This window comes from Draconibacterium mangrovi (assembly GCF_010586825.1).
GTDB classification, from domain to species: Bacteria; Bacteroidota; Bacteroidia; order Bacteroidales; family Prolixibacteraceae; genus Draconibacterium; species Draconibacterium mangrovi.
Genome location: NZ_JAAAGB010000017.1, coordinates 13,406 through 36,763, shown reverse-complemented (window position 1 = coordinate 36,763; position 23,358 = coordinate 13,406). Strand labels below are relative to the sequence as shown.

Annotated in this window: 18 protein-coding genes; 12 read left to right on the top strand and 6 right to left on the bottom strand. The window is 40.2% G+C overall.

Features of this window, described 5'->3' with window-relative positions:
• Position 1 precedes the first annotated feature (1 nt).
• The 3 genes from G4420_RS22415 to ffh all read right to left on the bottom strand — a co-directional run bounded on the left by G4420_RS22415 (position 2) and on the right by ffh (position 2,935).
• Positions 2-394, bottom strand: a complete 393-nt coding sequence (locus G4420_RS22415) for a DUF3276 family protein (RefSeq protein ID WP_163326188.1) — start codon at positions 392-394, stop codon at positions 2-4.
• Between the two features lie 213 nt (positions 395-607).
• A complete protein-coding gene (gene folD, locus G4420_RS22410) occupies positions 608-1,483 on the bottom strand; it encodes a bifunctional methylenetetrahydrofolate dehydrogenase/methenyltetrahydrofolate cyclohydrolase FolD (RefSeq protein WP_163326187.1) in 876 nt (291 codons plus the stop codon).
• Between the two features lie 111 nt (positions 1,484-1,594).
• Positions 1,595-2,935 carry a signal recognition particle protein gene (gene ffh, locus G4420_RS22405; protein ID WP_163326186.1) on the bottom strand — a complete coding sequence of 447 codons (1,341 nt, stop codon included), beginning with the start codon at positions 2,933-2,935 and terminating at the stop codon, positions 1,595-1,597.
• 233 nt (positions 2,936-3,168) lie between these two features.
• Between ffh and G4420_RS22400 the strand changes: the two genes are divergently transcribed.
• The 4 genes from G4420_RS22400 to G4420_RS22385 all read left to right on the top strand — a co-directional run bounded on the left by G4420_RS22400 (position 3,169) and on the right by G4420_RS22385 (position 7,791).
• Entirely contained in the window at positions 3,169-3,858 is a 690-nt protein-coding gene (locus G4420_RS22400; RefSeq protein ID WP_163326185.1) for a hypothetical protein, read from the top strand.
• Positions 3,859-4,116: 258 nt separating this feature from the next.
• Positions 4,117-4,707 carry a hypothetical protein gene (locus G4420_RS22395; protein WP_163326184.1) on the top strand — a complete coding sequence of 197 codons (591 nt, stop codon included), beginning with the start codon at positions 4,117-4,119 and terminating at the stop codon, positions 4,705-4,707.
• Positions 4,708-4,827: 120 nt separating this feature from the next.
• Positions 4,828-6,963: a Tex family protein gene (locus tag G4420_RS22390; RefSeq protein ID WP_163326183.1), complete on the top strand. Its 2,136-nt coding sequence runs from the start codon at positions 4,828-4,830 to the stop codon at positions 6,961-6,963.
• A 123-nt stretch (positions 6,964-7,086) separates the two neighbouring features.
• Positions 7,087-7,791: a M15 family metallopeptidase gene (locus G4420_RS22385; protein WP_163326182.1), complete on the top strand. Its 705-nt coding sequence runs from the start codon at positions 7,087-7,089 to the stop codon at positions 7,789-7,791.
• On the opposite strand, the gene G4420_RS22380 is transcribed toward G4420_RS22385, so the two are convergent.
• Together G4420_RS22380 and G4420_RS22375 are read right to left on the bottom strand one after the other, a co-directional pair.
• Entirely contained in the window at positions 7,781-8,002 is a 222-nt protein-coding gene (locus G4420_RS22380; protein ID WP_163326181.1) for a PspC domain-containing protein, read from the bottom strand. The two genes, G4420_RS22385 and G4420_RS22380, sit on opposite strands and share 11 nt — an antisense overlap.
• 46 nt (positions 8,003-8,048) lie before the next feature.
• The gene (locus tag G4420_RS22375; RefSeq protein WP_163326180.1) at positions 8,049-8,303 is read right to left on the bottom strand and encodes a hypothetical protein; all 255 of its coding nucleotides are present in this window, start codon (positions 8,301-8,303) and stop codon (positions 8,049-8,051) included.
• Between the two features lie 336 nt (positions 8,304-8,639).
• Here G4420_RS22375 and G4420_RS22370 point away from each other — a divergent pair, with 336 nt between their 5' ends.
• The 8 genes from G4420_RS22370 to G4420_RS22335 all read left to right on the top strand — a co-directional run bounded on the left by G4420_RS22370 (position 8,640) and on the right by G4420_RS22335 (position 21,013).
• Positions 8,640-10,370 (top strand): alanine/glycine:cation symporter family protein, encoded by a 1,731-nt coding sequence (locus G4420_RS22370; protein WP_163326179.1) that lies wholly within the window; start codon positions 8,640-8,642, stop codon positions 10,368-10,370.
• A gap of 256 nt (positions 10,371-10,626) precedes the next feature.
• The gene (locus tag G4420_RS22365) at positions 10,627-11,778 is read left to right on the top strand and encodes a hypothetical protein (protein WP_163326178.1); all 1,152 of its coding nucleotides are present in this window, start codon (positions 10,627-10,629) and stop codon (positions 11,776-11,778) included.
• A 102-nt stretch (positions 11,779-11,880) separates the two neighbouring features.
• Positions 11,881-12,915 carry a sialidase family protein gene (locus G4420_RS22360; protein ID WP_163326177.1) on the top strand — a complete coding sequence of 345 codons (1,035 nt, stop codon included), beginning with the start codon at positions 11,881-11,883 and terminating at the stop codon, positions 12,913-12,915.
• Between the two features lie 663 nt (positions 12,916-13,578).
• A complete protein-coding gene (locus G4420_RS22355; RefSeq protein ID WP_163326176.1) occupies positions 13,579-16,071 on the top strand; it encodes an endonuclease MutS2 in 2,493 nt (830 codons plus the stop codon).
• A gap of 60 nt (positions 16,072-16,131) precedes the next feature.
• Positions 16,132-16,824 (top strand): HAD family hydrolase, encoded by a 693-nt coding sequence (locus G4420_RS22350; RefSeq protein WP_163326175.1) that lies wholly within the window; start codon positions 16,132-16,134, stop codon positions 16,822-16,824.
• Between the two features lie 91 nt (positions 16,825-16,915).
• Positions 16,916-18,664, top strand: coding sequence for an arylsulfatase (locus G4420_RS22345; RefSeq protein WP_163326174.1), 1,749 nt, complete (start codon positions 16,916-16,918; stop codon positions 18,662-18,664).
• 52 nt (positions 18,665-18,716) lie between these two features.
• Positions 18,717-19,133 (top strand): VOC family protein, encoded by a 417-nt coding sequence (locus G4420_RS22340; RefSeq protein ID WP_163326173.1) that lies wholly within the window; start codon positions 18,717-18,719, stop codon positions 19,131-19,133.
• Between the two features lie 26 nt (positions 19,134-19,159).
• Positions 19,160-21,013 carry a right-handed parallel beta-helix repeat-containing protein gene (locus tag G4420_RS22335; protein ID WP_163326172.1) on the top strand — a complete coding sequence of 618 codons (1,854 nt, stop codon included), beginning with the start codon at positions 19,160-19,162 and terminating at the stop codon, positions 21,011-21,013.
• A gap of 1,431 nt (positions 21,014-22,444) precedes the next feature.
• Here G4420_RS22335 and G4420_RS22330 read toward each other — a convergent pair.
• Positions 22,445-23,191 (bottom strand): energy transducer TonB, encoded by a 747-nt coding sequence (locus G4420_RS22330; protein WP_163326171.1) that lies wholly within the window; start codon positions 23,189-23,191, stop codon positions 22,445-22,447.
• Positions 23,192-23,358 lie beyond the last annotated feature (167 nt).

Below are 23,358 nucleotides of genomic sequence, written 5' to 3'. Positions count from 1 at the left end.
CTTAAATATCTTCGAACTCCACGTTGGTGTAGTCTTTAACCGGAACTTCTTCCTCTTCAGCAACTTCCTCTGTATCAGTTTGTGGTTCTGCTTCATCACGCAGTTCTTCAGGTTGTTTACCGTGAATATATTCAACCACTTCCTGCAGACTTTCTATGAACTTGGTGAAGTCTTCCCTGTATAAAAAGATTTTGTGTTTCTCGTACGAATATTTACCGTTTTCGCCAAAACGCTTTTTGCTTTCGGTAATGGTTAAGTAGTACTCATCATTTCGAGTGCTTTTTACATCGAAAAAATAAGTTCTTTTTCCTGCACGAATAACTTTTGAATGAATCTCTTGCTTGAATTTGCTGTCTTTAAACTTAGCTCCCTCGTTAGTATCACCACTTTCCATTCTTCAATATTTTGGTTTTTGGACTTAGTCAGGTTTCAAAAATAGAAAAATATTTGACAAATATTCAGAAACTGTCACGTAGCAGTTTTATTCAATGGCAAAAAATGCTATTTATATTGGTTCTACAAACAAATTTCCAAATCTAACCGTTTGGTAAACAGCATAAAAAAAAGGGGACACATCAATGTCCCCTTTCAATAGAAGTATATCGTTTTATTTATAGATCGCTTTTTTTGCCGACAGCAAGGTATTTAACAACAACGAGGTACGTGTCATCGGTCCTACTCCACCCGGAACCGGAGTGATGTATGAACATTTTGGAGCTACCTCATCATACAAAACATCGCCTTTCAGTTTCCATCCCGATTTTGTTTTATCTGATTTTACGCGTGTAGTTCCCACGTCGATAACAACAGCACCTTCTTTAACCATATCAGCGGTTACAAACTTAGGAACTCCCATGGCAACGATTAAAATATCGGCATTGGCGCAAACCTCTTTCAGGTTGGCAGTGCGGCTGTGAGCAACGGTTACAGTGGCGTTAATTGCCTTTTGCGACATCAATACACTCATCGGTCGACCAACAATATTACTGCGGCCCAAAACAACACAGTTTTTACCGCTGGTTTCAATGTTGTAGCGTTTCAGCAATTCAACAATTCCGTATGGCGTTGCCGACACAAACGATGGTAAACCAATGACCATACGTCCAACGTTTATCGGGTGAAATCCATCAACATCTTTTTTCGGATCGATGGCTTCGATTACTTTTTGCTCCGAAATATGTTTTGGCAGTGGCAACTGAACAATAAAACCGTCCAAATCGTCGTCATTGTTCAATTCCTCAACCTTGGCAAGCAATTCTTCTTCGGTTACATCGTCTTCATAACGAATCAGCGAAGACTTAAAACCTACCGCCTCACAATCTTTAATTTTGTAAGCAACATAGGTTTCGCTACCACCATCATGACCAACCAAAATAGCTGCCAAATGAGGTTGTTTCCCTCCGTTGTCGATGATTTGTTTAACCTCTTCTGCTATTTCCTGCTTTATTTCAGCAGCAACTTTATTTCCGTCGATCAAATTCATGTTGTTCTCTCGCAAAGGCGCCAAGACGCCAAGTTATTATTACAAAACTTTACTTACGTATTTTATTTGTCAGTGGCTTCTTGCTACTTCCTAATGACCAATCACCAGTGACTAAAATTTTCGTCCCTGTCCCTGCATTCCACTCATCATGCGCTGAACATTTTTCCCCTGCGACACCATACGCATCATTTTACGTGTTTCGCCAAACTGTTTCAGCAAACGGTTTACTTCCTGAACATCCGTCCCCGAACCGCTGGCAATACGTTTTCTGCGGCCTCCGTTAATCAACGATGGATTTTCCCGCTCAGCAGGTGTCATTGAGTAGATAATGGCTTCGATGTGCTTAAATGCATCATCGTCAATATCCATTCCTTTTAACGCTTTTCCCATGCCCGGAATCATTCCCATCACATCTTTCAGGTTACCCATCTTTTTAATCTGGTTAATCTGTTTCAGGAAATCGTTGAAATCAAATGTATTTTTTTGCAGCTTTTTCTGCAGGCGTTTTGCTTCTTCTTCATCAAATTGTTCCTGGGCTTTTTCAACCAGCGAAACAATATCACCCATTCCCAAAATACGGTCGGCCATACGATCGGGGTGGAAAACGTCGAGTGCATCAACTTTTTCGCCGGTACCCACAAACTTGATTGGCTTTTCAACTACTGCGCGAATGGATAGCGCAGCACCACCGCGGGTATCACCATCGAGTTTGGTAAGAACAACACCGTCGAAATCGAGGCGGTCGTTAAATTCTTTTGCTGTGTTTACCGCATCCTGACCTGTCATCGAGTCAACCACAAACAGAATTTCATCCGGATTGATTGCTTTCTTCACCGCAGAAATTTCGTTCATCATCTGCTCGTCGACTGCCAAACGACCGGCGGTATCCACAATCACCACGTCGTTGCCATTTGCTTTTGCATGTTGAATTGCTGCTTTGGCAATTTTAACCGGATCCATGTTTCCTTCTTCGGTGTAAACCGGAACATTGATCTGATCGCCCAGAACTTTCAACTGATCGATTGCAGCCGGACGATAAACGTCGCATGCCACCAACAGCGGATGACGGCCTTTTTTGCTTTTCAGCATATTTGCCAGCTTCCCGGAGAACGTTGTTTTACCCGAACCTTGTAGTCCCGACATCAGAATTACTGCCGGTTTATTTTTCAGCTCGATATCGGCAAAAGTACCTCCCATCAATTCTGCCAGCTCGTCTTTTACGATCTTCACCATCATCTGCCCCGGTTTTACGGCAGACAAAACATCCTGCCCCAAAGCTTTGACTTTTACGTCGTCGGTAAATTTTTTGGCAATTTTAAAGTTAACGTCGGCATCCAATAACGCACGACGAATATCTTTTAGCGTTTCCGCCACATTGATCTCGGTAATTTTCCCCTGCCCTTTCAGTAGTTTGAAGGACTTCTCCAGCCTGTCGCTTAAATTATCAAACATGCTTTTACTTCTTTTTGAAAATGAGGTGCAAAAATAGCAAAAACAACACAAAAGATGAAAGGAAATAGAAGCAAAAAGAAAAAGCATTTTTTATTTCTAAAAAACAGCCACAAAACTCTTGCAAAAATTTCTATTTTCATATTTACTCAGATTATCATAACTTGTAAACGCAAAGTATTATTTCAGAACAAATACGCTTTTAAGTTTAACCATATATTAAAATTTACATCAACATGAAAAAAGCAACTTTCACTGTATTTCTTATTCTTGCATCCATCATAAGTTTTGGACAATACCTCGACAATCAATTCTATTTTCGTTTCGGCTATTCGAGTCCTTCATGGAAACAATTCGGAATGGAAGAACAGGACTGGAACGACCTGGGTATTACATCAAAGGCTGGAGCCAATTTTGAGTTGGGATCGATATTTATGCTTAAACGCATTATAAACCGCAACGATATGGCGCTTGGGATTAATGTAGACTACCTATATACTGTTTTCCATAATTTCGAAAATGAAGATGATGTGAATGGCGGTAGCCTCGGTGTTCTTCGTGCCGGGTCGAAAATTGGGCCGTCTCTTACTTACAGTCCGGTGGATAAACTGGAATTTGATGTTTATACAAAACTGGATTGTGCATGGGCAACAGGAGCTGTAATCTATTATTCGGATATGATTGACGATGCCGAGGACTTTTTTCTGGGTACAGTTGATTTTGGATTTTCAACCGGTTTAAACATTCGTTACGGAGTACTGATGCTTGGCGTAGAGTTTAACACCATCAGCTCAGAATTGGAAAGCGATGATTATCCGGGGGTATATCTGCAACAATTCGTTGATGCGGAGTTTTCGGATAACCTTGGATCCGAAAAAAAATCGAAACTTCCGTGTACCAATTTTACCATTGGCCTGAGTTTCTAGATTAGTAACCAATAATTTAACATGAAACCGCTCTGTATAAGCTGTGCAGAGCGGTTTTTTTATTTCGACATCTCTCCTACTTTTTAAACATTTGTTTTGGCAACATAGCTAAACCAAAGTTCACAATAACCTAACAATCTGGTTTTCACCTAAATAATATTCTATCAGCCATTGTTTTTAAAATACAATAGTCGTAAATTGCATTAAAGACTTACGGGTCTTTATTTATTTTGCAATCAATAATCCAAAAAACGCAACATGAAAACAAGGTTCTTATTTTTAACAATGTTTGTATTATTCGCTGTAGCAGCAGAATATGCAAGCGCCACCGATCTTCCGAAAATGGAGATTTCGCAAAATGGAAATGAAGCTGCCCTGCTGGCATTCAACTCCAACGTTCCCAAAACTTTCGAAATTACGGTTACCAATGATAATAACTCGATCGTCTTCTTGCACAAAACCACAAAAAAGCAAGCCAGTTACAACGAAAATCTTGATTTTTCGACATTAGGCGATGGCACTTATTGCATTTGTATTAATTACGGCAACCAAAGTTTAAACAACAAAATAACGGTTGCTGACAATAAAATTACTACCGAGAACGTACAACATTTGTACGAACCGTATATGAAACTTGATGATGACAAGCTGAAAATTTCATTTTTAAATACAGCACAAAAAGGTGTTTTCCTGAATATTTATAAAAACGGCGAGCACGTGAATGGGTATAACCTGGGTAAAAAATTAACGATACATAAATGCTACGACATATCGAACTTAACGAGCGGCGAATACCGCGTTGTTGTTACCGACGATTTTAAAGACCATATTTTTACTTTACGGAAATAGCGTAAATTTTCGTAGTTAACTGCAAACCACCCGGAAAGCCCCGGGTGGTTTTTTTGTTTTGTCATCTTCTTTTGAAATGAAAAGTTCCTTGTCTACCTTTGCGATTCAAGAAAACAAAATATGCAAAACAAAACCATAGATCTTATTGCCCGCAATCTGGGGCTGAACACCACCCAGGTTTTAAACACCATAAATTTACTGAATGAAGGCGCCACCGTTCCGTTTATTTCGCGCTACCGAAAAGAACGTACCGGCAGTCTCGACGAAGTGCAGGTGCTTCAAATTAAAGAGCAAAACGATAAGTATGCAGAACTTGCCAAACGCAAGGAAACCATTCTGAAAACCATTGATGAACAAGGGCAGCTAACCTCGGATTTGAAATCGCGAATTGAAGATTGTTTTGATTCGGTTGAACTGGAGGACATTTACCTGCCCTACAAACCGAAACGCCGCACAAAAGCTACCATCGCCCGCGAAAAAGGACTGGAACCACTGGCCAAAATCATAATAAAACAACTGGAACGCGATCCTGAATTCAGGGCCAACCAGTTTTTAAACGACGAAGTACCTTCAGTAGAAGACGCTCTTTCGGGTGCCCGCGATATAATTGCTGAGTGGGTTAGCGAAAACGAACGTGCCCGTAATATTGTGCGTAAAGGTTTTGATCTGGGAGCCTATATAACCTCAAAAATAATTAAAGGAAAAGAAGAAGAGGCCGCCAAATACCGCGACTATTTTGATTGGAGCGAACCGCTAAAAAAATGTCCATCGCACCGTTTGCTGGCCATGCGCCGCGGCGAAAACGAAGGATTTTTGCGTGTATCTATTTCGCCAAACGAAGAGCGGGTATTGGAAAACCTGGAGCGTTTTTTTGTAAAAGGAAACAACGACAGCTCGGAACAGGTAGCGCTTGCCGTAAAAGACAGTTTAAAACGCCTCATCCAGCCATCGATTGAAACGGAATTTGCCAAATTATCAAAAGAAAAAGCCGATACCGAAGCCATAAACGTTTTTACCGAAAACCTGAAGCAGTTGCTGTTGGCACCTCCGCTGGGCCAAAAAAGAACACTAGCAATCGATCCGGGTTACCGCACCGGCTGTAAAGTAGTATGTTTGGATGAACAGGGCAACCTGTTGCACAACGAAAATATTTACCCGCACAAACCACAGGAAGAAAAAAAGATGGCGGCCAAAAAAATTTCCTCGATGGTAGAAATTTACCAGATTGATGCAATTGCCATTGGAAACGGAACGGCCAGCCGCGAAACAGAAGCTTTTATAAAAAAGTTGCGTTATAACCGCGAAGTGCGTGTATACGTGGTAAGCGAAGATGGCGCTTCGGTATATTCTGCCTCATCGGTGGCCCGCCAGGAATTTCCACAATACGATGTTACCGTTCGTGGAGCCATTTCCATTGGCCGCCGGTTGATGGATCCACTGGCCGAGCTGGTAAAAATCGACCCGAAAAGTATTGGCGTTGGACAATACCAGCACGATGTTGATCAGAAAAATCTGAAAAGCAGTCTCGATTCGGTTGTTGAATTGAGTGTAAATTCTGTTGGCGTAAATTTAAATACCGCCAGCAAACACCTGCTAACCTACATTTCCGGTCTTGGTCCGCAGTTGGCTGAAAACATTACCACTTACCGAAAAGAGAACGGCATGTTCGAATCGCGCGACGCACTAAAGAAAGTACCGCGAATGGGACCAAAAGCTTTTGAACAGGCAGCCGGATTCCTGCGAATTCCCGATGCCAAAAATCCGTTGGATAATTCAGGTGTACACCCTGAATCGTACAAAATCGTATCGAAAATTGCCAAGGACTTGAAGTGCGAAGTGAAAGACCTGATCAGAAATGAAGAGCTGATCTCGAAAATTGATTTTAAAAATTATGTGACTGCTGAAGTAGGTCTCCCTACCCTAACCGACATAAAAAACGAGTTGCTGAAACCGGGACGCGATCCGCGAAAACCAATCAAGGTTTTTGAATTTGCCGATGGTATTTTCAACATCACCGATTTGCAGGTTGGCATGGTACTACCCGGAATTGTAAACAACATTACCAAGTTTGGAGCTTTTGTTGATGTGGGTATTAAAGAGTCGGGACTGATACACATTTCGGAAATGGCCGATCGTTTTATTTCTGATCCCAACGAAATTGTAAAATTGCACCAACACATAAAAGTGCGGGTGAAAGAATTGGACATTCCTCGCAAACGTATTCAATTGTCACTAAAAGGAGTTGAACAGGAATAAATGATGAAACGAACATGAATTTTCTTCATTCTAAATTCACAAATAAGAATGATTAAAATTTAAGTGAGTTCCTGAATGACTACAATTTTTTTGAACATTCAGAAATCAAAAAAATTTAAACAGATGAAAACAACCAAAATATTTACGCTCCTTTTCTTGAGTGCCTTTCTGGTTTCGTGTGTAACAAAAAGCACTTCAGAGAAACGGAATCCGCATAATCTGCCAATTGTAAATTCAGTGGAAGAATACAAAACTCAGCTTGCAGAAAATCCGGAAATGGAACTGGTTGACCTGGAAAAGAAGCTAAATAATGTGGTTCTCGACATTCGTTACGCCACCAACAATAATTTTACAAAAGAAATAATTTACAAATCGTCAAAAGCCTATGCCCGCAAACCGGTGGCGGCGGCTTTAAAATTGGTGCAGGATTCGCTGGCATCGTTAAATCTTGGCTTAAAAATTTACGATGCTTATCGTCCGTATGCCGCAACGCTGAAATTTTATGAGGTGTATCCCGATCCTGATTTTGTGGCCAGCCCGAAAACCGGCTCCCGCCATAACCGGGGATGTGCTGTTGATGTTTCGTTGGTGAATTTATCTACAAAGCAAGAACTTGAAATGCCCACAGCATTTGATGATTTCTCGGAAAAAGCCCATTCCGATTATACCGATCTTCCGGAAGCAGCCCTACAAAACCGCACCATTTTAATTGGTGTTATGTCTCATTTTGGATTTTCAGTGATTTCTTCTGAATGGTGGCATTTTGATTTTATCGGCTGGGAAAATTTTCCGCTAATGGATCTTTCGTTTGAAGAGCTTACGAAGTAGTTTCCGAATTATACGGATTGACAGGTTTTTCGGGCGTTAGAATCCAAAAAACAATATAAACCAGCAAACCGGGAAATCCGGCAGAGAAAAGCGATAGCAGCACATAAATCAATCGAACCAAAACCACATCTATTGAGAAGTATTCGGCAAAACCAGCCAAAACACCACCCAGCACTCTGTTTCGCGAACGATATAAACGATCTGCTACCATTGCTATTCCGTTTATTTTTTGCTGAATGAAATCAGCGCTTTAACAACTACTCCTCGTCGTCGTCTTCTGCCAGAAGTTCTTCGTTTTCAAATTCTTTTTCCAAAAATTCTTCGGCTGCTTCAACCAACTCCGAAATCAACTTTTCGTCACCCGGCTCACCATCCATCCAATGAATTTCCTGGTTGTTCCAGAAATCATCGATATCTGCTTCTACAATAAAACGTGGCGTTTCGGTGTGAACCACAAAAATAGTATCAGGAGTCTCCTGTGAATTGTCGGCTAATAAAAACTTTGGTAACATGATTAATTGCTTTTTAAGTTGTTTACGCGAAATTACGACAAAAACCAATCGGTTTCGATAATGTTTAAAAGAATTTGAAAAGCAGGCTTAAAAACATGATTTCGCGTACTCCGCCAAACAAGCCACCACAAAAGATGACCTTTCTCAGGATTTAATAACATTTTAAAAATAAAAACCCTCATTTTTTAGCAAATTGAACAGGATTACTATTTTTAGCTCGATTTTTGAAACGAGCATACGACAATACCTTCAATCCGAAGAAAAGTGTTGGGCTATGCAGGTTTCAAAAGTTACCTTTTTGAATTAACAATTCAACGTATAAAAAAACTGCAAATAATGAACAAACTCAATGAGATTCTTTCTACCATCGACGGCCATATTGGAGGCTCGCAATGGTTTGTATTTTTATTACTCGGAACGGGTATCTTTTTTACCATTTACCTGAAATTTCCACAATTCCGTTACCTTAAACATTCGTTGCGAATTGTAAGAGGAAAATTCGACAAAGAAGGCGACGTAGGCGACACTTCGCACTTTCAGGCCTTAACAACAGCCTTGTCGGGAACAGTGGGAACCGGTAACATTGCCGGAGTGGCGCTGGCCATTCACCTGGGTGGGCCGGCAGCACTTTTCTGGATGCTGGTAACAGCAGCACTGGGTATGACCACCAAGTTTGTGGAAGTTACGCTTTCGCACAAATACCGCGACAAAGCTGCCGACGGAACAATTGCCGGGGGTCCCATGTATTTCATGAAAAAACGCCTGAACATTCCCTTGAAAAACAATAAAATTTTAAAAACCGGGACTTTGCTCGGAGGACTTTTTGCTGTTGCAACCATCCTTTCATCGTTTGGTACCGGAAACCTGCCGCAAATTAACAGTATCTCCAACTCGCTGTTCGAAACCTTTGGTATCAACCACATGGTAAGTGGTGGTATTTTGGCCGTATTGCTCGGGCTGGTAATTGTTGGCGGAATTAAACGTATTGCCAATGTTACCTCGAAACTGGTACCGCTGATGGCCATCGTTTATTTTATCGGTGCGATGGCTGTAATCACTTACAATTACGATAATATTATACCGTCTATTGTTGCCATTTTCGGAGACGTTTTTAACGGCTCGGCAGCTGTTGGCGGCTTTTTGGGTGGCAGCATTGCTTTTGCTTTTAACCGTGGAGTAAACCGTGGATTGTTCTCGAATGAGGCAGGTCAGGGATCGGCGCCAATTGCCCACGCCGCAGCACGTGCACACGAGCCGGTTTCTGAAGGCCTGGTTGCATTGTTGGAACCATTTATTGATACCATTATCATTTGTTCTTTAACCGGACTGGTATTGTTATCATCAGGTGTTTGGACGGAGAAACACCAGAACCTTTTCCAGGAAACCGATATTGTTGTACTCGACGGAAACTATTCGGAAGCCATAGAAAGCGATGTCCATCAGTTACACAACTACCTGGTTGGAAAAGCAGATTTGGCCATGTTCAACAATGTTCTTGAGGTTCAGAACGGAGAAATTATCGACCAGCCAACAATTTTGCACGCCCGCTCGGTAGCCGAAGACATTCGCGTTTTTGTGGATAATCAGCCTTATTCGGGTGAAATTAAAGTTACCGGAGGAAAGATCGACAGAAGTCCCGACAGCCCCAATCCAAAAGATTTGGCACTGGAAGGAAAATCGTTAATGCACAGTGCGCCACTTACCACCATTGCCTTTACCAAGAGTTGGTTTGGTGACTACGGGAAATACATTGTTTCAATCGGCCTGTTGATGTTTGCTTTCTCAACCGCCATCAGTTGGTCGTATTACGGCGGCCGCGCAGTTACCTATTTATTTGGCGTTAAAGCCGAAGTTTGGTACCGTGTGGTTTATGTAATCGGATTCTTTTTGGCTTCGTTTACCGACACTACAATCATCTGGACATTATCGGGAATTACTATAGCCTTAATGACCATTCCTAACCTTATCGGTATTCTCTCGCTTTCAAAAGAAATGAAGAGCGAGGTAAAATTATTCTGGGTGGAGTACGGAAAACGTTTCCCGGACGAGAAAGTACCGAAAGGATAACTTTCAAAATTAATTTAAGGCAGATCATTGCCAACAGATTTAGGGAATCGTACTCAATTAAGGAGAACGGTTCCCTATTTTTACATCAGCTGCTTAACAACATAGATTGTTTTATGCTAATTATAATTTGATAATTTATAAATTAGAATGCCAAATAAAATTAATTAACAAGCACATCAAAATGACAACTAAATTTCCCAAAAACAAACTTTTCATTCTTTTCTTTTTTATATCAATTATTAGCTGCCAAACACTTATGGCACAATCTACTTTCCGGCCAGGCTATTACATTACTTGGGACAACGACACTGTTTATGGCCTGATCGACTACCGGGGAGAAGTTCGAAATTCACGAATCTGCGAATTCAAAGAAAACCAGGAGCAGGAAGTAAAAAAACTGGATGCTACCGAAATTCAATCGTACAGGTTTATTGATGATAAGTTTTATGTATCAAAAGAATTGAATTTACCGAATAATACCAATAAAACAGTTTTTGTTGAATTTCTTGTAAGCGGTATTGTAAACCTCTATTTCTATCGCGATGTAAATAATTACATGTATCTGATTGAACAAGATGGCAGAATTTATGAACTATCGAAAAAAGGAAATAACAACAATGAAAAAAGCTCTTTTAGACATATTGGAATATTAAAAGCAATATTTTCTGATTGTAATGAAATTGAAGAAGAAATCAATAAAGTTAGCCTGAATCATAAATCGTTAATCGATATTACCAATAAATACCACGATTGTGTTTGCTCCGATACGCTATGTGTTTTTTACAAAAAAAATGCACCTAAGACAAGAATTCGGGTTGCTCCCGTAGTTATGGGTGGAGTTGGTGAACTTCATTTCGACAAAGGAATTTTCTCTAACTATCAATTTGACAAAACCTATTTTCCCTCGGCCGGAATGCTATTTAGTCTTTCCTTTCCTTACTGGAATGAAAAACTATCGTTTGAAGTTGAAGCCGACTTCAGCAAATTAAACAACCACGGATCCTATACAGATGTTGCCAGCTATCAAACCGATTATTATGACATCTATTTGGATTTTTGGGCATTTCAGCCCTCAATAGGATTGAAATACACCTTCTCTCAAAACAAAATTAAACCAACTTTAACCCTGGCACCATGCATGAACTATGTATTTTCGTCGAGCCAAAAAGTTGTCAAGAGAACGGTAAAGGACATTAGTGACACAACATATGAATCGGAAGAAACACCTCTGGCATCCAATTTCTTTGGAATTTCGGTACAAGCTGGATGTGAGTATAAGTTAAACAACAATAAAGCAATGTTTACCAATTTACGGGTGTATCGAACCGTATTCAAAGAGGCGGGTGTGTCAACATTGTTCAATTCAGTAAGTATTGGCGTTGGAATGTATATTAGCAACGATAATTGAACTTCGCGAAACGGTGACCGGGATTAAGCATGATTTCTTTTTGGTTTTAATACGGTATCAAATCCTTTTTTTCAATAAAAAGAAAATTACGACATTTGATTTATGAAAAAATTAATCCTGTCGTTTAGTTTTCTTTTTCTAATAATTACTGGTTGCCACCAAAAGAAAAGCATAAACTTCACACTTGTTTCCGAAAGCTACATTTCCGACACTTTGCAATATGCGCAATGTCACGCTTCATCGATAATTGAAACAAAAACTGGACTTTTGGTATCGTTTTTTGGAGGGCCGCACGAGCGGCATCCCGAGGTTAGTATTTACACAGCAGCTTTTGAAAACGGACAATGGCAAAAACCGAAAAAAGTAGCCGACGGCAAAATTGATACAACCTCGTTCCCAACCTGGAATCCGGTTTTGTTCAGAAGTGCAAACAATCAAATTGATCTTTTCTACAAAGTTGGTCCCAGCCCAAACGATTGGTGGGGAATGGTAATTCATTCGTCTGACGAAGGAAAAACCTGGTCGGCACCCGAAAAACTGCCCGACGGAATTCTTGGCCCGATCCGGAATAAACCGATTCAACTGTTTTCCGGTGTAATTCTTAGTCCATCGAGCACCGAAGAAAGCCATGAGCTTTGGAAAGCGCACATTGAGCGATCGACAAATGGCGGCCAAACCTGGACAAAAATTGACATTCCTTCGCCCGATTCGGTAAAAGTTATTCAACCAACCTTGCTCGTTTACCCCGATCAAAGTATACAGGCACTTTTGCGCAGCAACCAAAATTTTGTAATGGAAAGCTGGTCGCACGATGAAGGAAAAACATGGTCAGTAGTTCTGCCGACAACCATTCCGCATCCCAATTCGGGAATTGATGCTATTACACTGCAATCGGGGGGAAAATTGCTGGTTAACAATCCTCTGCCAGGTGGCGATTCGTGGGAAGCCGGAAGAAACAAACTCGATCTTTATTATTCCACCGATGGGAAATCGTGGAAAACAATCATGCATCTGGAAAATGAACCGGAAGGAGAATTCAGTTATCCTTGTATTATTCAAACAACTGATGGATTAATTCACATTTCGTACACCTACAACCGCAAACAAATTAAACATGTTGTTTTAAGTGCTTCATAACTAAAGCTTATAAATTCATCGTTTTTCCTAAAAGCTTTATGATATCAACAAAAACATCAGCTTGAATTATTTTTTACTTCTGTTTATCTGTATTTTACCTTCTTCTATATGTTTTTTACATACCCTCCTATGTTATATTTCATTTTTATTATGCTTTTATGCTCTATTATTACCTTTTTATCCTTGTTTATTAGTCTTTATACCTTTACATAGAGGCTTAGTAATTAGCCTTTTGGGCTATAAACATATAGCTAATTCCTATTTTCTTAAACGTTGAGGATCAGAACTCAAACGAAGTACATATTTTCTGAATCGTTGTACTTAAGAAGTTTTACGATGTACTTATTTTCCCGGAATTTGAAGCAAGGAAGATCTAACTTGAAGCTTTTTTCTCAAATTAATCAGTTCCGAAGTAATAATAAATACTTCGGAAGTTATAAGTAGTACCTCAGATGTCAGAGAATGATCTTCTGAAGTCCGGTATCGAAGCTAATTGCTCCAACTTTTAAGTAATGAAGTTAGCGGTCACTCCAAAAATCAGAAAATTAGGAACCAATATCACACACTCCCGCTACCAGAGCCATTGGAAACGCTAAACAATGAACCCGTTACTTTGTACTTTGAACTTTGAACTGTATTTTTGCAGCTGATTAAGAAAAGGCTATGCAAAACATTTATCCAAATAATTTCGAGGCAAAAATTGGTTTCGACCGCATTCGCGAGATGCTCACCAACAAGTGCATCAGCACCATGGGAGACGAGTGGGTGCAGGAGATGCATTTTCAAACATCGTACGACACCATTTTGCAACAACTGAATGAGGTAAATGAGTTTTGCAGAATCATTCGCGAATTCGATAGTTTCCCGGCCACGCATTTTTACGATCTGCGCGAGGCTTTGAAAAAAATCCGGTTGGAAGGCCGTTTCCTCGAACCGGAAGAATTGTTTGACCTGAAACGGTCGCTCGAATCGGTACGTGCCATCGTAAACTTCTTTTCGAAACAGGAAGAAGAAGCCTTCCCTATCCTAAAGCAAAAAACATCGCGGGTGCAGGTGTTTCCGTACATCTACGACCGTATAGATGTGATCATCAATAAATTTGGCAAGATCCGCGACAACGCATCGCCCGAACTGGCACAAACACGACGCAGTATTATGAACATGCAGTCGAGCATGTCGAAACGTTTGCATGCCATTTTAAAACAAGCACAAAAAGATGGCTGGGTAGATGAAGATGCGTCGGTTTCAATCCGCGACGGACGTGCCGTAATACCTGTTGCAGCGGCCAACAAACGCAAGCTAAAAGGTATTGTTTACGATGAATCGGCCACCGGAAAAACATCGTATGTTGAGCCCAACGAAATCGTGGAAATGAACAACGAGATCCGCGAACTGGAATACGCCGAACGCCGCGAGATCATTAAAATACTCACCAATTTTGCCAATGATATCCGTCCTTACCTGGAAGAACTGTCTTATTCGTACGATTTCCTTGGCGAAATGGATTTTATCCGGGCAAAAGCTTTGCTGGCGGTTGAATTTGATGCCATCCGCCCCGAATTTAAAGAGGAGTCGATAATCGAATGGTACAACGCCATTCATCCGCTGCTTTTAAAAACATTAAAAAAGGAGAGCCGCAAAATTGTTCCACTCGATATAAAACTCACCGACGAAAAACATATCCTGTTGATTTCGGGACCCAACGCCGGTGGGAAATCGGTTTGCCTGAAAACTACCGGGCTACTGCAATACATGTTGCAATGTGGCTTGCTAATTCCGGTTAACGAAGCCAGTAAAACAGGCGTATTCGAACAACTTTTTATCGATATCGGCGATGAGCAATCGATGGAAAACGACCTGAGTACTTACAGTTCGCACCTGATGAACATGAAACATTTTGTGCGCAACTGTAACGAAAAAACCTTGATCCTGATTGACGAATTTGGTACCGGAACCGAACCTATGCTGGGTGGAGCCATTGCCGAATCGATTCTGGAGAAGCTAACAGAACTGGGAACTTTTGGCGTAATTACCACACACTACACCAACCTCAAACACTTTGCATCGTCGGCCGAAGGAATTATAAACGGTGCCATGCTTTACGATTCGCAAAACATGAACCCGCTGTTTAAGCTGGATATTGGCAAACCGGGCAGTTCGTTTGCTTTTGAGATTGCACGAAAAATCGGATTGCCCGAAGATATTTTGGAGCATGCCACCGAAAAAGTGGGAAAAGACCACATTGATTTCGACCGTAACCTGCGCAAAATTAACCGCGACAAACGCTACTGGGAAACCAAGCGAATGAAGATTCGTAAGGTGGAAAAGATTATCGACGACACGGCGGAAACCTACGAGGCGGAATTGCTGGAGATACAAAAGCAGCGAAAAGAGATTCTGAAAAAAGCCAAGGAAGAAGCCGATGCTTTGCTGAAAGGTGTTAACAAACGGATTGAAAATACCATTCAGGAAATAAAAAAGGCACAGGCCGACAAGGAAAAAACTAAAGAGGCACGTGCTAAACTGGGCGATCTGAAAAAGGATATCGACCGTAAAACAACGGGCAACGGTTCGCAGATCGCGAAAAAAATGGAGCAACTGCGCCAGAGGGAAGACAACCGGAATAAACACCGCCCCGATGAGTCGAAAAAGCCGGTAAGCAAAGAAAAACTGGAGCAAAGTGCAGAAATGCGCCCCGGCGATAAAGTGCGTTTAAAAGGACAAGATACCGTTGGCGACCTTATTGAAATAAACGAGAAAAATGCGGTGGTTGCTTTTGGCCAGTTAATGACAACAATGCCAAGTAAAAACCTGGAACGCATCAGCAATAACGAAGCGAAAAAGCTGGATAAGAACCGTAGTGGTCGGGCATCTGTTCTTACTGAAGGTTTCTCGGAACGCCGACTGAGTTTTAAACCCGAAATTGATATAAGGGGCCAGCGCGTGGAAGAAGCTATTTCCAAAATCACCGAATTTATCGACGAGGCGATTATGTTTGAGGCAGGTCAACTTCGGATTCTACATGGTAAAGGACACGGGATTTTAAAACAAAGTATCCGCGACTATTTGCGTTCTGAACCCATGGTTCGAAGCTATAAAGATGAGCATGTTGACTTTGGCGGCGCCGGAATTACCGTGGTGAATTTAGCGTTATAAACCAAGCTTATAGATAAAAGCAAATTTGCGTTTTCAGCGAAATCTGCGAGAAACATCATCATGAAAACCAACTTCAAAGTAATAGGATTTGATGCCGACGATACCCTTTGGGTAAACGAAACATTCTTCCGCGAAACCGAGGAAAAGTTTTGTGCCTTGTTATCAGAGTTCAGTACTTCGGACGAAACTATGGAAGTACTTTTTGCCACCGAAATGCAAAACCTTGATGAATATGGTTACGGCACCAAAGGTTTTGTACTTTCGATGATAGAAACCGCGCTGAAAATCACTGGCAACAAAGTTCCGCAGCAAACTTTGGAGCAAGTTATTGAATTGGGTAAAACACAAATCAATCAGCCGGTAGAACTGCTCGACGGCGTTATTGAAACACTGGAATATCTGCAGCAAAAAGGCTATAAATTAATTGTTGCCACAAAAGGCGATTTGCTCGATCAGGAACGAAAATTGCAAAAATCGAAACTCGAAAAATATTTTCATCATGTGGAAGTAATGAGCAACAAAAAACCGGCCGATTACCAAAAGCTGATCCGGCACCTTGAAATTGAGCCGAAAGATTTTCTGATGATAGGAAATTCCTACAAATCAGACATTGAACCGGTGCTGCAGTTGGGAGGTTTTGGTATTCATATTCCTTTTCATATTACCTGGATTCACGAAAAAACGGAAGAAATGGAAGAGCACCCGAACTGGATAAAACGATCAAACTTAGCTGAAATAAAAACGCTGCTATAGTTGCAGCAACAAACGATAATCCTTCAGACTCATGGCATGTCGGTTTAGTGCTAAATATTAGTTATTTTAGCCTTAAACTAAACCAACAATAATGAAAAACCTGCTACTTCTTCTTTTTCTATTCATATTATCCTGTTCACACAAACCATACGAAACAAAACCCAACATCATAATAATATTAACTGACGATCAAGGTTGGGGAGACTTAAGCTGTAACGGAAATACAAACATAAAAACTCCAAACATTGATAAACTGGCTGAAACCGGTGTTACTTTCGACCGTTTTTACGTTTGTGCAGTTTGCTCGCCTACCCGGGCCGAATTGTTAACAGGACGGTATCATGTGCGCAGTGGTGTTTGGTCAACCGGAGCCGGTGGAGAAAGAATGGATCTTGATGAAACTACTTTGACCGAAGTATTTAAAAATGCCGGATATACTACCGCTGCTTATGGGAAATGGCACAATGGCATGCAGGCCCCCTACCACCCAAACTCCAGGGGATTTGACGACTTTTATGGCTTCTGTTCCGGTCATTGGGGAAACTATTTCAGCCCAATGTTAGAACACAATGGCGAAATTGTAACAGGTAATGGTTTTATCATCGATGACTTCACACAAAAAGGCCTGAATTTTATAGAGGAAAATAAGGATCAACCATTTTTGTTGTATTTGCCATTTAATACACCTCATTCGCCAATGCAGGTACCCGATCAATTCTGGGAAAAATATAAAAACAAAAACCTTGAAATGTTTAACCGGAATAAGGAGAAGGAAGACACCCTGTTTACAAAAGCTGCTTTGGCTATGTGCGAGAACATCGATTGGAATGTCGGTCGCATAACGCAAAAACTTGAAGAACTGGAACTGACGGAGAAGACTATCATTCTATATCTTTCTGATAACGGCCCAAATAGTGTTCGCTGGAATGATAACATGAAAGGTAAAAAAGGATCTACTGATGAAGGTGGAGTACGTTCTCCACTTATTATGAAATGGAAAGGAAATTTTAGCCCCGGAAAAGAAATTAGTGAAATTGCCAGCGGAATAGATTTGCTCCCCACACTGGCAGAACTGGCCGGAATTAATATGCAAATAAAAAACCCGCTTGACGGTATAAGCTTAAAACCTTTGCTAATGGACGATGCCACAGAATGGAAGGATAGGATAATTTATAATTATTGGGGTGGCAAATTAAGTTTAAGATCTCAGAAATTCAGGCTCGATCATGAAAATAAACTTTTTGATATGGAAAATGATCCGGAACAATATTTTGATGTATCTGAAAAATATCCAAATGAATATCAGCAACTACTTATGGCAAAAACAAACTGGCAAAAAAACGTAGCAAGCGAATTGGATATAAATGCAGATCGTCCCTTTCCGATAGGTCATCCAAGTGTATTTCAAACCCAACTTCCGGCACGTGATGCAATTGCTTCCGGTAATATAAAAAGGTCAAACAGGTGGCCAAACAGTTCATACCTGCTTAACTGGACAAGCACTGAAGACAAAATAACTTTTAATGCAGAAGTCTTAAATTCAGGAAATTATGAAGTTGAATTATTTTATACCTGCCCTGAAGAACAAATCGGCTCAACTATAAAACTAAGCTTTAACGAAGCAGTTCTCGAATTCAAAATCGACGAAGCATTTAACTCCCCGTTATTGGATAATATGGATATATATCCCCGAGCAGAGGGATATGTAAAACAATTTAAGAGGAAAAAAGTCGGAAACATCTACCTTGAAAAAGGAAAGGGATTATTAACCATGCAGGCAAGCTTTATTCCCGGCAACGAGGTAATGGATTTTCGATTACTTCTGCTTCGGAAAATTTAATTTCGCTTGAACCATTTAATAGCGTTATCTTTTTATTGATAAAAGAAAATTTATGAAAAAAGTAACAGGCATCGGCGGAATCTTTTTCAAAACAAAAGATCCGGAAAAGATGAAAAATTGGTATAGTGAAAACCTGGGTCTGGTAACAAACGAATACGGTTCGGTTTTTGAATTCCGGAAATCGGATTCGCCGGATGAAAAAGCCTACTCGGTTTGGAGTCCGTTTAAAGATGATACCAACTATTTTCAGCCTTCAGAGAAAGAATTTATGATCAACTACAGGGTTGAAAATATTGAAAAATTGGTGGCTGATTTGCAAGAAGCAGGGGTAACAATTTGTGATGAAATTGAAACATATGAGTATGGAAAGTTTGTCCACATCCTCGATCCTGAAAACAACAAAATAGAACTTTGGGAACCGGTTGATGAAGTTTTCCAGTCGATGTATGAAGGAAAAACCACAAAATAGTATCTTGCAAAAAAATAGCAATTACTATGAGACCCGGATTTCTAATAATACTGTTTTCGTGGCTGTTTTCTTTCACTATGCAAGCTTCGGCTTCCGAAATTCCAAACGACACCACATACATTTTTCTGAAAGATTACGGTTTATACAAAACCCGGAAGAACAATGCCATTAAACACTTTTATAAAGCGCTGGAAGATCTGAAAACCGATCAACCAAAAGTGCTGGTATTTTCCACCGGCACTTACCATTTTTATCCCGATGATTGCAAAACCAAAGTTTATTACCAGGCAAACACCTTAAATGCAGGTCTGAAAGTTTGTGCATTTCATTTTGAGAATATTAAAAACCTGGTAATCGACGGGCGCGGCAGCCACCTGATCTTTCACCAGGAAATGCAGCCCTTTACCTTCGACAATTGTGAAAACATTACCCTTAAAAATGTTACGATTGACTGGGAACAACCTTTTATTGCCCAGGCTGAAGTTTTACGGGCGACCGACCTTTATATTGACATAGCCCTGAATCCCAAAGAAACACCCTACCATTTAGAGGAAGGAAAGATCTATTTTGATGTGGGAAATAGCCGGACCAACGAATGGAAAAAAACCTTGGAGTTCGACCGAAACGGCAGATTCATTGTTCCTCATACCGGTGACAACCCTTGTTTGGGCGAAGACTGGGAGGCTTATACTGCCGAGGCTACAATGCCCGGGATTGTGCGCCTGCATTTTAACTTTAAACGTAAGCCCCAAATTGGGAATTTCCTGATAATGCAACATGCCACGCCAACACACGCAGGTATTTTTATTTCAGAATCGAAAAACATTGCTATTGAAAATACAAGATTGTATCATGCTGCCGGTTCGGGTATTCTGGCGCAATACACCAAAAATCTGGAGTTCGACCGGTACCAGGCAGTCCCTAACCGTTCTAAAATACGTTACTTTGGAGGAGGCTTTGACGGATTACGGGTAGTAAATTGTCAGGGCAAGGTTTGGGTTAACAATTGCACCTTTGAGGGCCTTGTTAATGAGCCTGTTCATGTTTATGGCATCAGCGTTCGTGTTGACGAAGTTATATCGGGAAACGAAGTAAAATGCAGCTACCTGGATAAACAAAGTGAAATTCAGAACTGGGCTCGTCCGGGAGATCAGGTAAATTTTGTTGGAGCTGACATTACGAACACGGTTAAAACGATAACACCCATCGATGACATGCACTTTTCGTTACTTCTGGATCAACCGATACCAACAAACCTGCAAGCCGGAGCTTGTATTGAAAACCTGAGCTGGACACCGGACCTGACAATAAGGAACAGCAATTTTAAAAGTAGCAGAGCCAGTGGCATTGTACTGGCTACTCCCGGAAAAGTATTAATTGAAAACAATACGTTCGAATCCAGCGGAAGCGCCATACTAGTTGCTGGCAATGCAAATACTTCGCTTAAAACAGGCGGTGTAAGCGATGTATCCATATCGGGGAATATATTTACCTCCTTATGTAATTCAAGTACTTACCGGTACAATGAAGCAGTTATTTCCATCAATCCAGTCATTCCTGCTTTAAATGATAATACTCCAGGTTATCACCGAAATATAAGCATTCAGCATAATCAGTTCAATCCTTTTGATTATCCTTTACTTTATGCACTTTCTGCTGAGGGACTGTCTTTTGAGGGAAATAGCGTAACCAGAAATTACGATTTTTCGCCGTTTCATAACCGGCTTTACACCTTTAGCCTTGAGTATTGTAAACAAATAGAAATTATCGGCAACAACCTTTCGTATGATATGCTGGGGCAAAATATTTATTTGAAAAGGACCCCTGAAAATGAATTAAAAACGGATATGGAATCCATCTTCACATTTGAAAAGTACTGATTACTGAGCAACAACTTCATAAAAACTGATTACCGACGTAAAATAGACGGAATCGGGTGTTGCCGTTGTTACTTTTTCTCTTATTGTTTTACTTTTACTGCCAGACGCAATAATCGAAAAATATTAAAATACTGTGGTGATCCATTTTTAGGATGGTTCTACTTTTTCAGTACACTTTTTGAAGTGGTTTGTAAATACAAAACCGTTCATGTTGATGAACGGTTTTTTTCATGGTGGCCAGCCTTTAATTATCTTTTGTTTTTACAGCCTCTTTAAATTATTATTAACATAACATTAAAAAAGAAGCAAAAAGAAAGGGTAGAACTTAAGGACGCTTTTTAGTGATGATTGATAATTTACAAACCCCTTTATACAGAACCAATCAAATTAGAAGTCGTTCTACCCTGTTATACAAACCCTATATTTTTATTTTCCTAATTTGTCTTATTAATAGCAATCGGTGTTCCGAAAATCATTATCCTCTCATTTACTGCCACTTAGCCGTGCCAAACTTTATATTCACGGTTTCATATTGGGACATTTTTCTCGATATAGAACTCAAAATGGACAACGCTCCCTCTCGTTCATTGGCAATTACGCTCCTGTAAATAATCAGTCGGAGGTATAAAATGAAACTGTTCCCATAAAATGGCTCGATCGTAAAATCCGGCAGATTACCATTTTATTTATTTTGCTGCCGCGGGCCTTCCCCCACGTTTTTATAAAACCTTAATTCGGAAGGGCGATCACCTCACCCACCGTTTTGCTATTAAACCGGCAAATAGCAATCAAATGATTACATAAAAAACAAAAGGCAACTCAACAGTTGCCTTTTTATATTTCTTACGTCCTCGTAAGATGTAAAAGAATTGTGCCTTATTAAAAAAACTTGAGTTGAATTGAAAAGGGTAAGTGAAAAAGCCCTAACCAATTTTATCCTCCCCACAACTGATCAGGTCGATCGTTGTTCTTCCAAATTTACGTATTCAAATACAAAAAACCTTGAAACCGCCTGTCATTTAAGACTATTTCAGCAAACTGCCTAAAACCCGATCGGTATTTTTGACATCCGGAATAAGTCAACTTTTCCCCCGATTTAAATTTATATTTTAAGAGTAGGATATTGAGAAAAACGTGTTTTGGATTTGACTAAAAAAGAAAGGGCAGTTCAACAACTGCCCTTATTAATGTTAACCCCCAAACACACAATAGGTCGGAACGACCTATCACCAACAAAGAAAATAATTCTTTTTTATTTACACAAATAAATATATCCCAAACCACTAAATTTAGGCAAATCACCTAGTGAGCTCTCAGCATTTTTAACCTTCTGATTATCTGTCTTGTTCATTTCATTGTATTTATAAAAAAGGCCCGGAATCAGATTCCGGGCTTACAGTTTTCTTACATCGAAGATTCGTTACTAATAGCCTACCTTTCTTCCAGCAAGGCCATAAGAGCTTCGTATGCTTCTAAACCTTTTGCCTGTGCAAGAAATTTGGTATTCATATCAATATCTCCGAGTTCGAATAAACGATTCCAGTCTTCCCGTGCTCCTGCTAGGTTTCCTCTTTCATAACGGCAGAGTCCCCGCATTAACAACAGACTCTCATCGTAAGGCATGTAAGTGATTCCTTTGGTAAAAAGTCGTTCTGCCTTTTTCGATTTTCCTTTTTCAAAAAAACATTCTGTTCCCTGTGTGAAACAGCTGGTAGCTACTTTAAGAAATTTTTCGTTCGTTTCTTCAGCATTCTCTGACAATGAAAATACAATAGAAACTTCTTGTTCCATCGCAACAGGGATACCATCTTTAATTCCTGGTTTCCACATTCCATTTGTCGATTCAAGTACACGAATAAGTTCATCGTCAATTTCCGGGCACACACCATTTACAATGTCGATATCGGTTACTTTACCCTGAACATTTACGTTGAACTTAATCACTTCTGTTCCTTCCCGACTACAACGTTCTGCCTTTTCCGGATATTGAATATTTTCAGAGAGATACCGTTGTAAATAATTGGCATCGATATTTGAAAAATCAACATAGTTTTTAATTCCGGTAAAAGCAGGAGGTGAAATCTCGACTTCATCGATTGAAACTCTTGGGTTATCATTTTGACCCACTGCCAGCAAACAAATACAAATTGCCAGCATAATAAATAATAATTTTTTCATGGCTTTCTGGTCTTTAATTAACATTAATAAACAGACTTCTGAACATTTTCCTCCTTTCTTAATCAGAAACTTTTGGTATACAAGTTACGCCGAAATGAAAAGTAAAGTCTTAAAACTATGTTGCATTCATTACACATGTTTCCAAATCCTTTAAAATATGAGCGCCG

Coding starts and splice junctions, on each gene's coding strand:
- G4420_RS22415 (WP_163326188.1), bottom strand. CDS start 394: ATGGAAAGTGGTGATACTAACGAGGGAGCTAAGTTTAAAGACAGCAAA.
- folD (WP_163326187.1), bottom strand. CDS start 1,483: ATGAATTTGATCGACGGAAATAAAGTTGCTGCTGAAATAAAGCAGGAA.
- ffh (WP_163326186.1), bottom strand. CDS start 2,935: ATGTTTGATAATTTAAGCGACAGGCTGGAGAAGTCCTTCAAACTACTG.
- G4420_RS22400 (WP_163326185.1), top strand. CDS start 3,169: ATGAAAAAAGCAACTTTCACTGTATTTCTTATTCTTGCATCCATCATA.
- G4420_RS22395 (WP_163326184.1), top strand. CDS start 4,117: ATGAAAACAAGGTTCTTATTTTTAACAATGTTTGTATTATTCGCTGTA.
- G4420_RS22390 (WP_163326183.1), top strand. CDS start 4,828: ATGCAAAACAAAACCATAGATCTTATTGCCCGCAATCTGGGGCTGAAC.
- G4420_RS22385 (WP_163326182.1), top strand. CDS start 7,087: ATGAAAACAACCAAAATATTTACGCTCCTTTTCTTGAGTGCCTTTCTG.
- G4420_RS22380 (WP_163326181.1), bottom strand. CDS start 8,002: ATGGTAGCAGATCGTTTATATCGTTCGCGAAACAGAGTGCTGGGTGGT.
- G4420_RS22375 (WP_163326180.1), bottom strand. CDS start 8,303: ATGTTACCAAAGTTTTTATTAGCCGACAATTCACAGGAGACTCCTGAT.
- G4420_RS22370 (WP_163326179.1), top strand. CDS start 8,640: ATGAACAAACTCAATGAGATTCTTTCTACCATCGACGGCCATATTGGA.
- G4420_RS22365 (WP_163326178.1), top strand. CDS start 10,627: ATGGCACAATCTACTTTCCGGCCAGGCTATTACATTACTTGGGACAAC.
- G4420_RS22360 (WP_163326177.1), top strand. CDS start 11,881: ATGAAAAAATTAATCCTGTCGTTTAGTTTTCTTTTTCTAATAATTACT.
- G4420_RS22355 (WP_163326176.1), top strand. CDS start 13,579: ATGCAAAACATTTATCCAAATAATTTCGAGGCAAAAATTGGTTTCGAC.
- G4420_RS22350 (WP_163326175.1), top strand. CDS start 16,132: ATGAAAACCAACTTCAAAGTAATAGGATTTGATGCCGACGATACCCTT.
- G4420_RS22345 (WP_163326174.1), top strand. CDS start 16,916: ATGAAAAACCTGCTACTTCTTCTTTTTCTATTCATATTATCCTGTTCA.
- G4420_RS22340 (WP_163326173.1), top strand. CDS start 18,717: ATGAAAAAAGTAACAGGCATCGGCGGAATCTTTTTCAAAACAAAAGAT.
- G4420_RS22335 (WP_163326172.1), top strand. CDS start 19,160: ATGAGACCCGGATTTCTAATAATACTGTTTTCGTGGCTGTTTTCTTTC.
- G4420_RS22330 (WP_163326171.1), bottom strand. CDS start 23,191: ATGAAAAAATTATTATTTATTATGCTGGCAATTTGTATTTGTTTGCTG.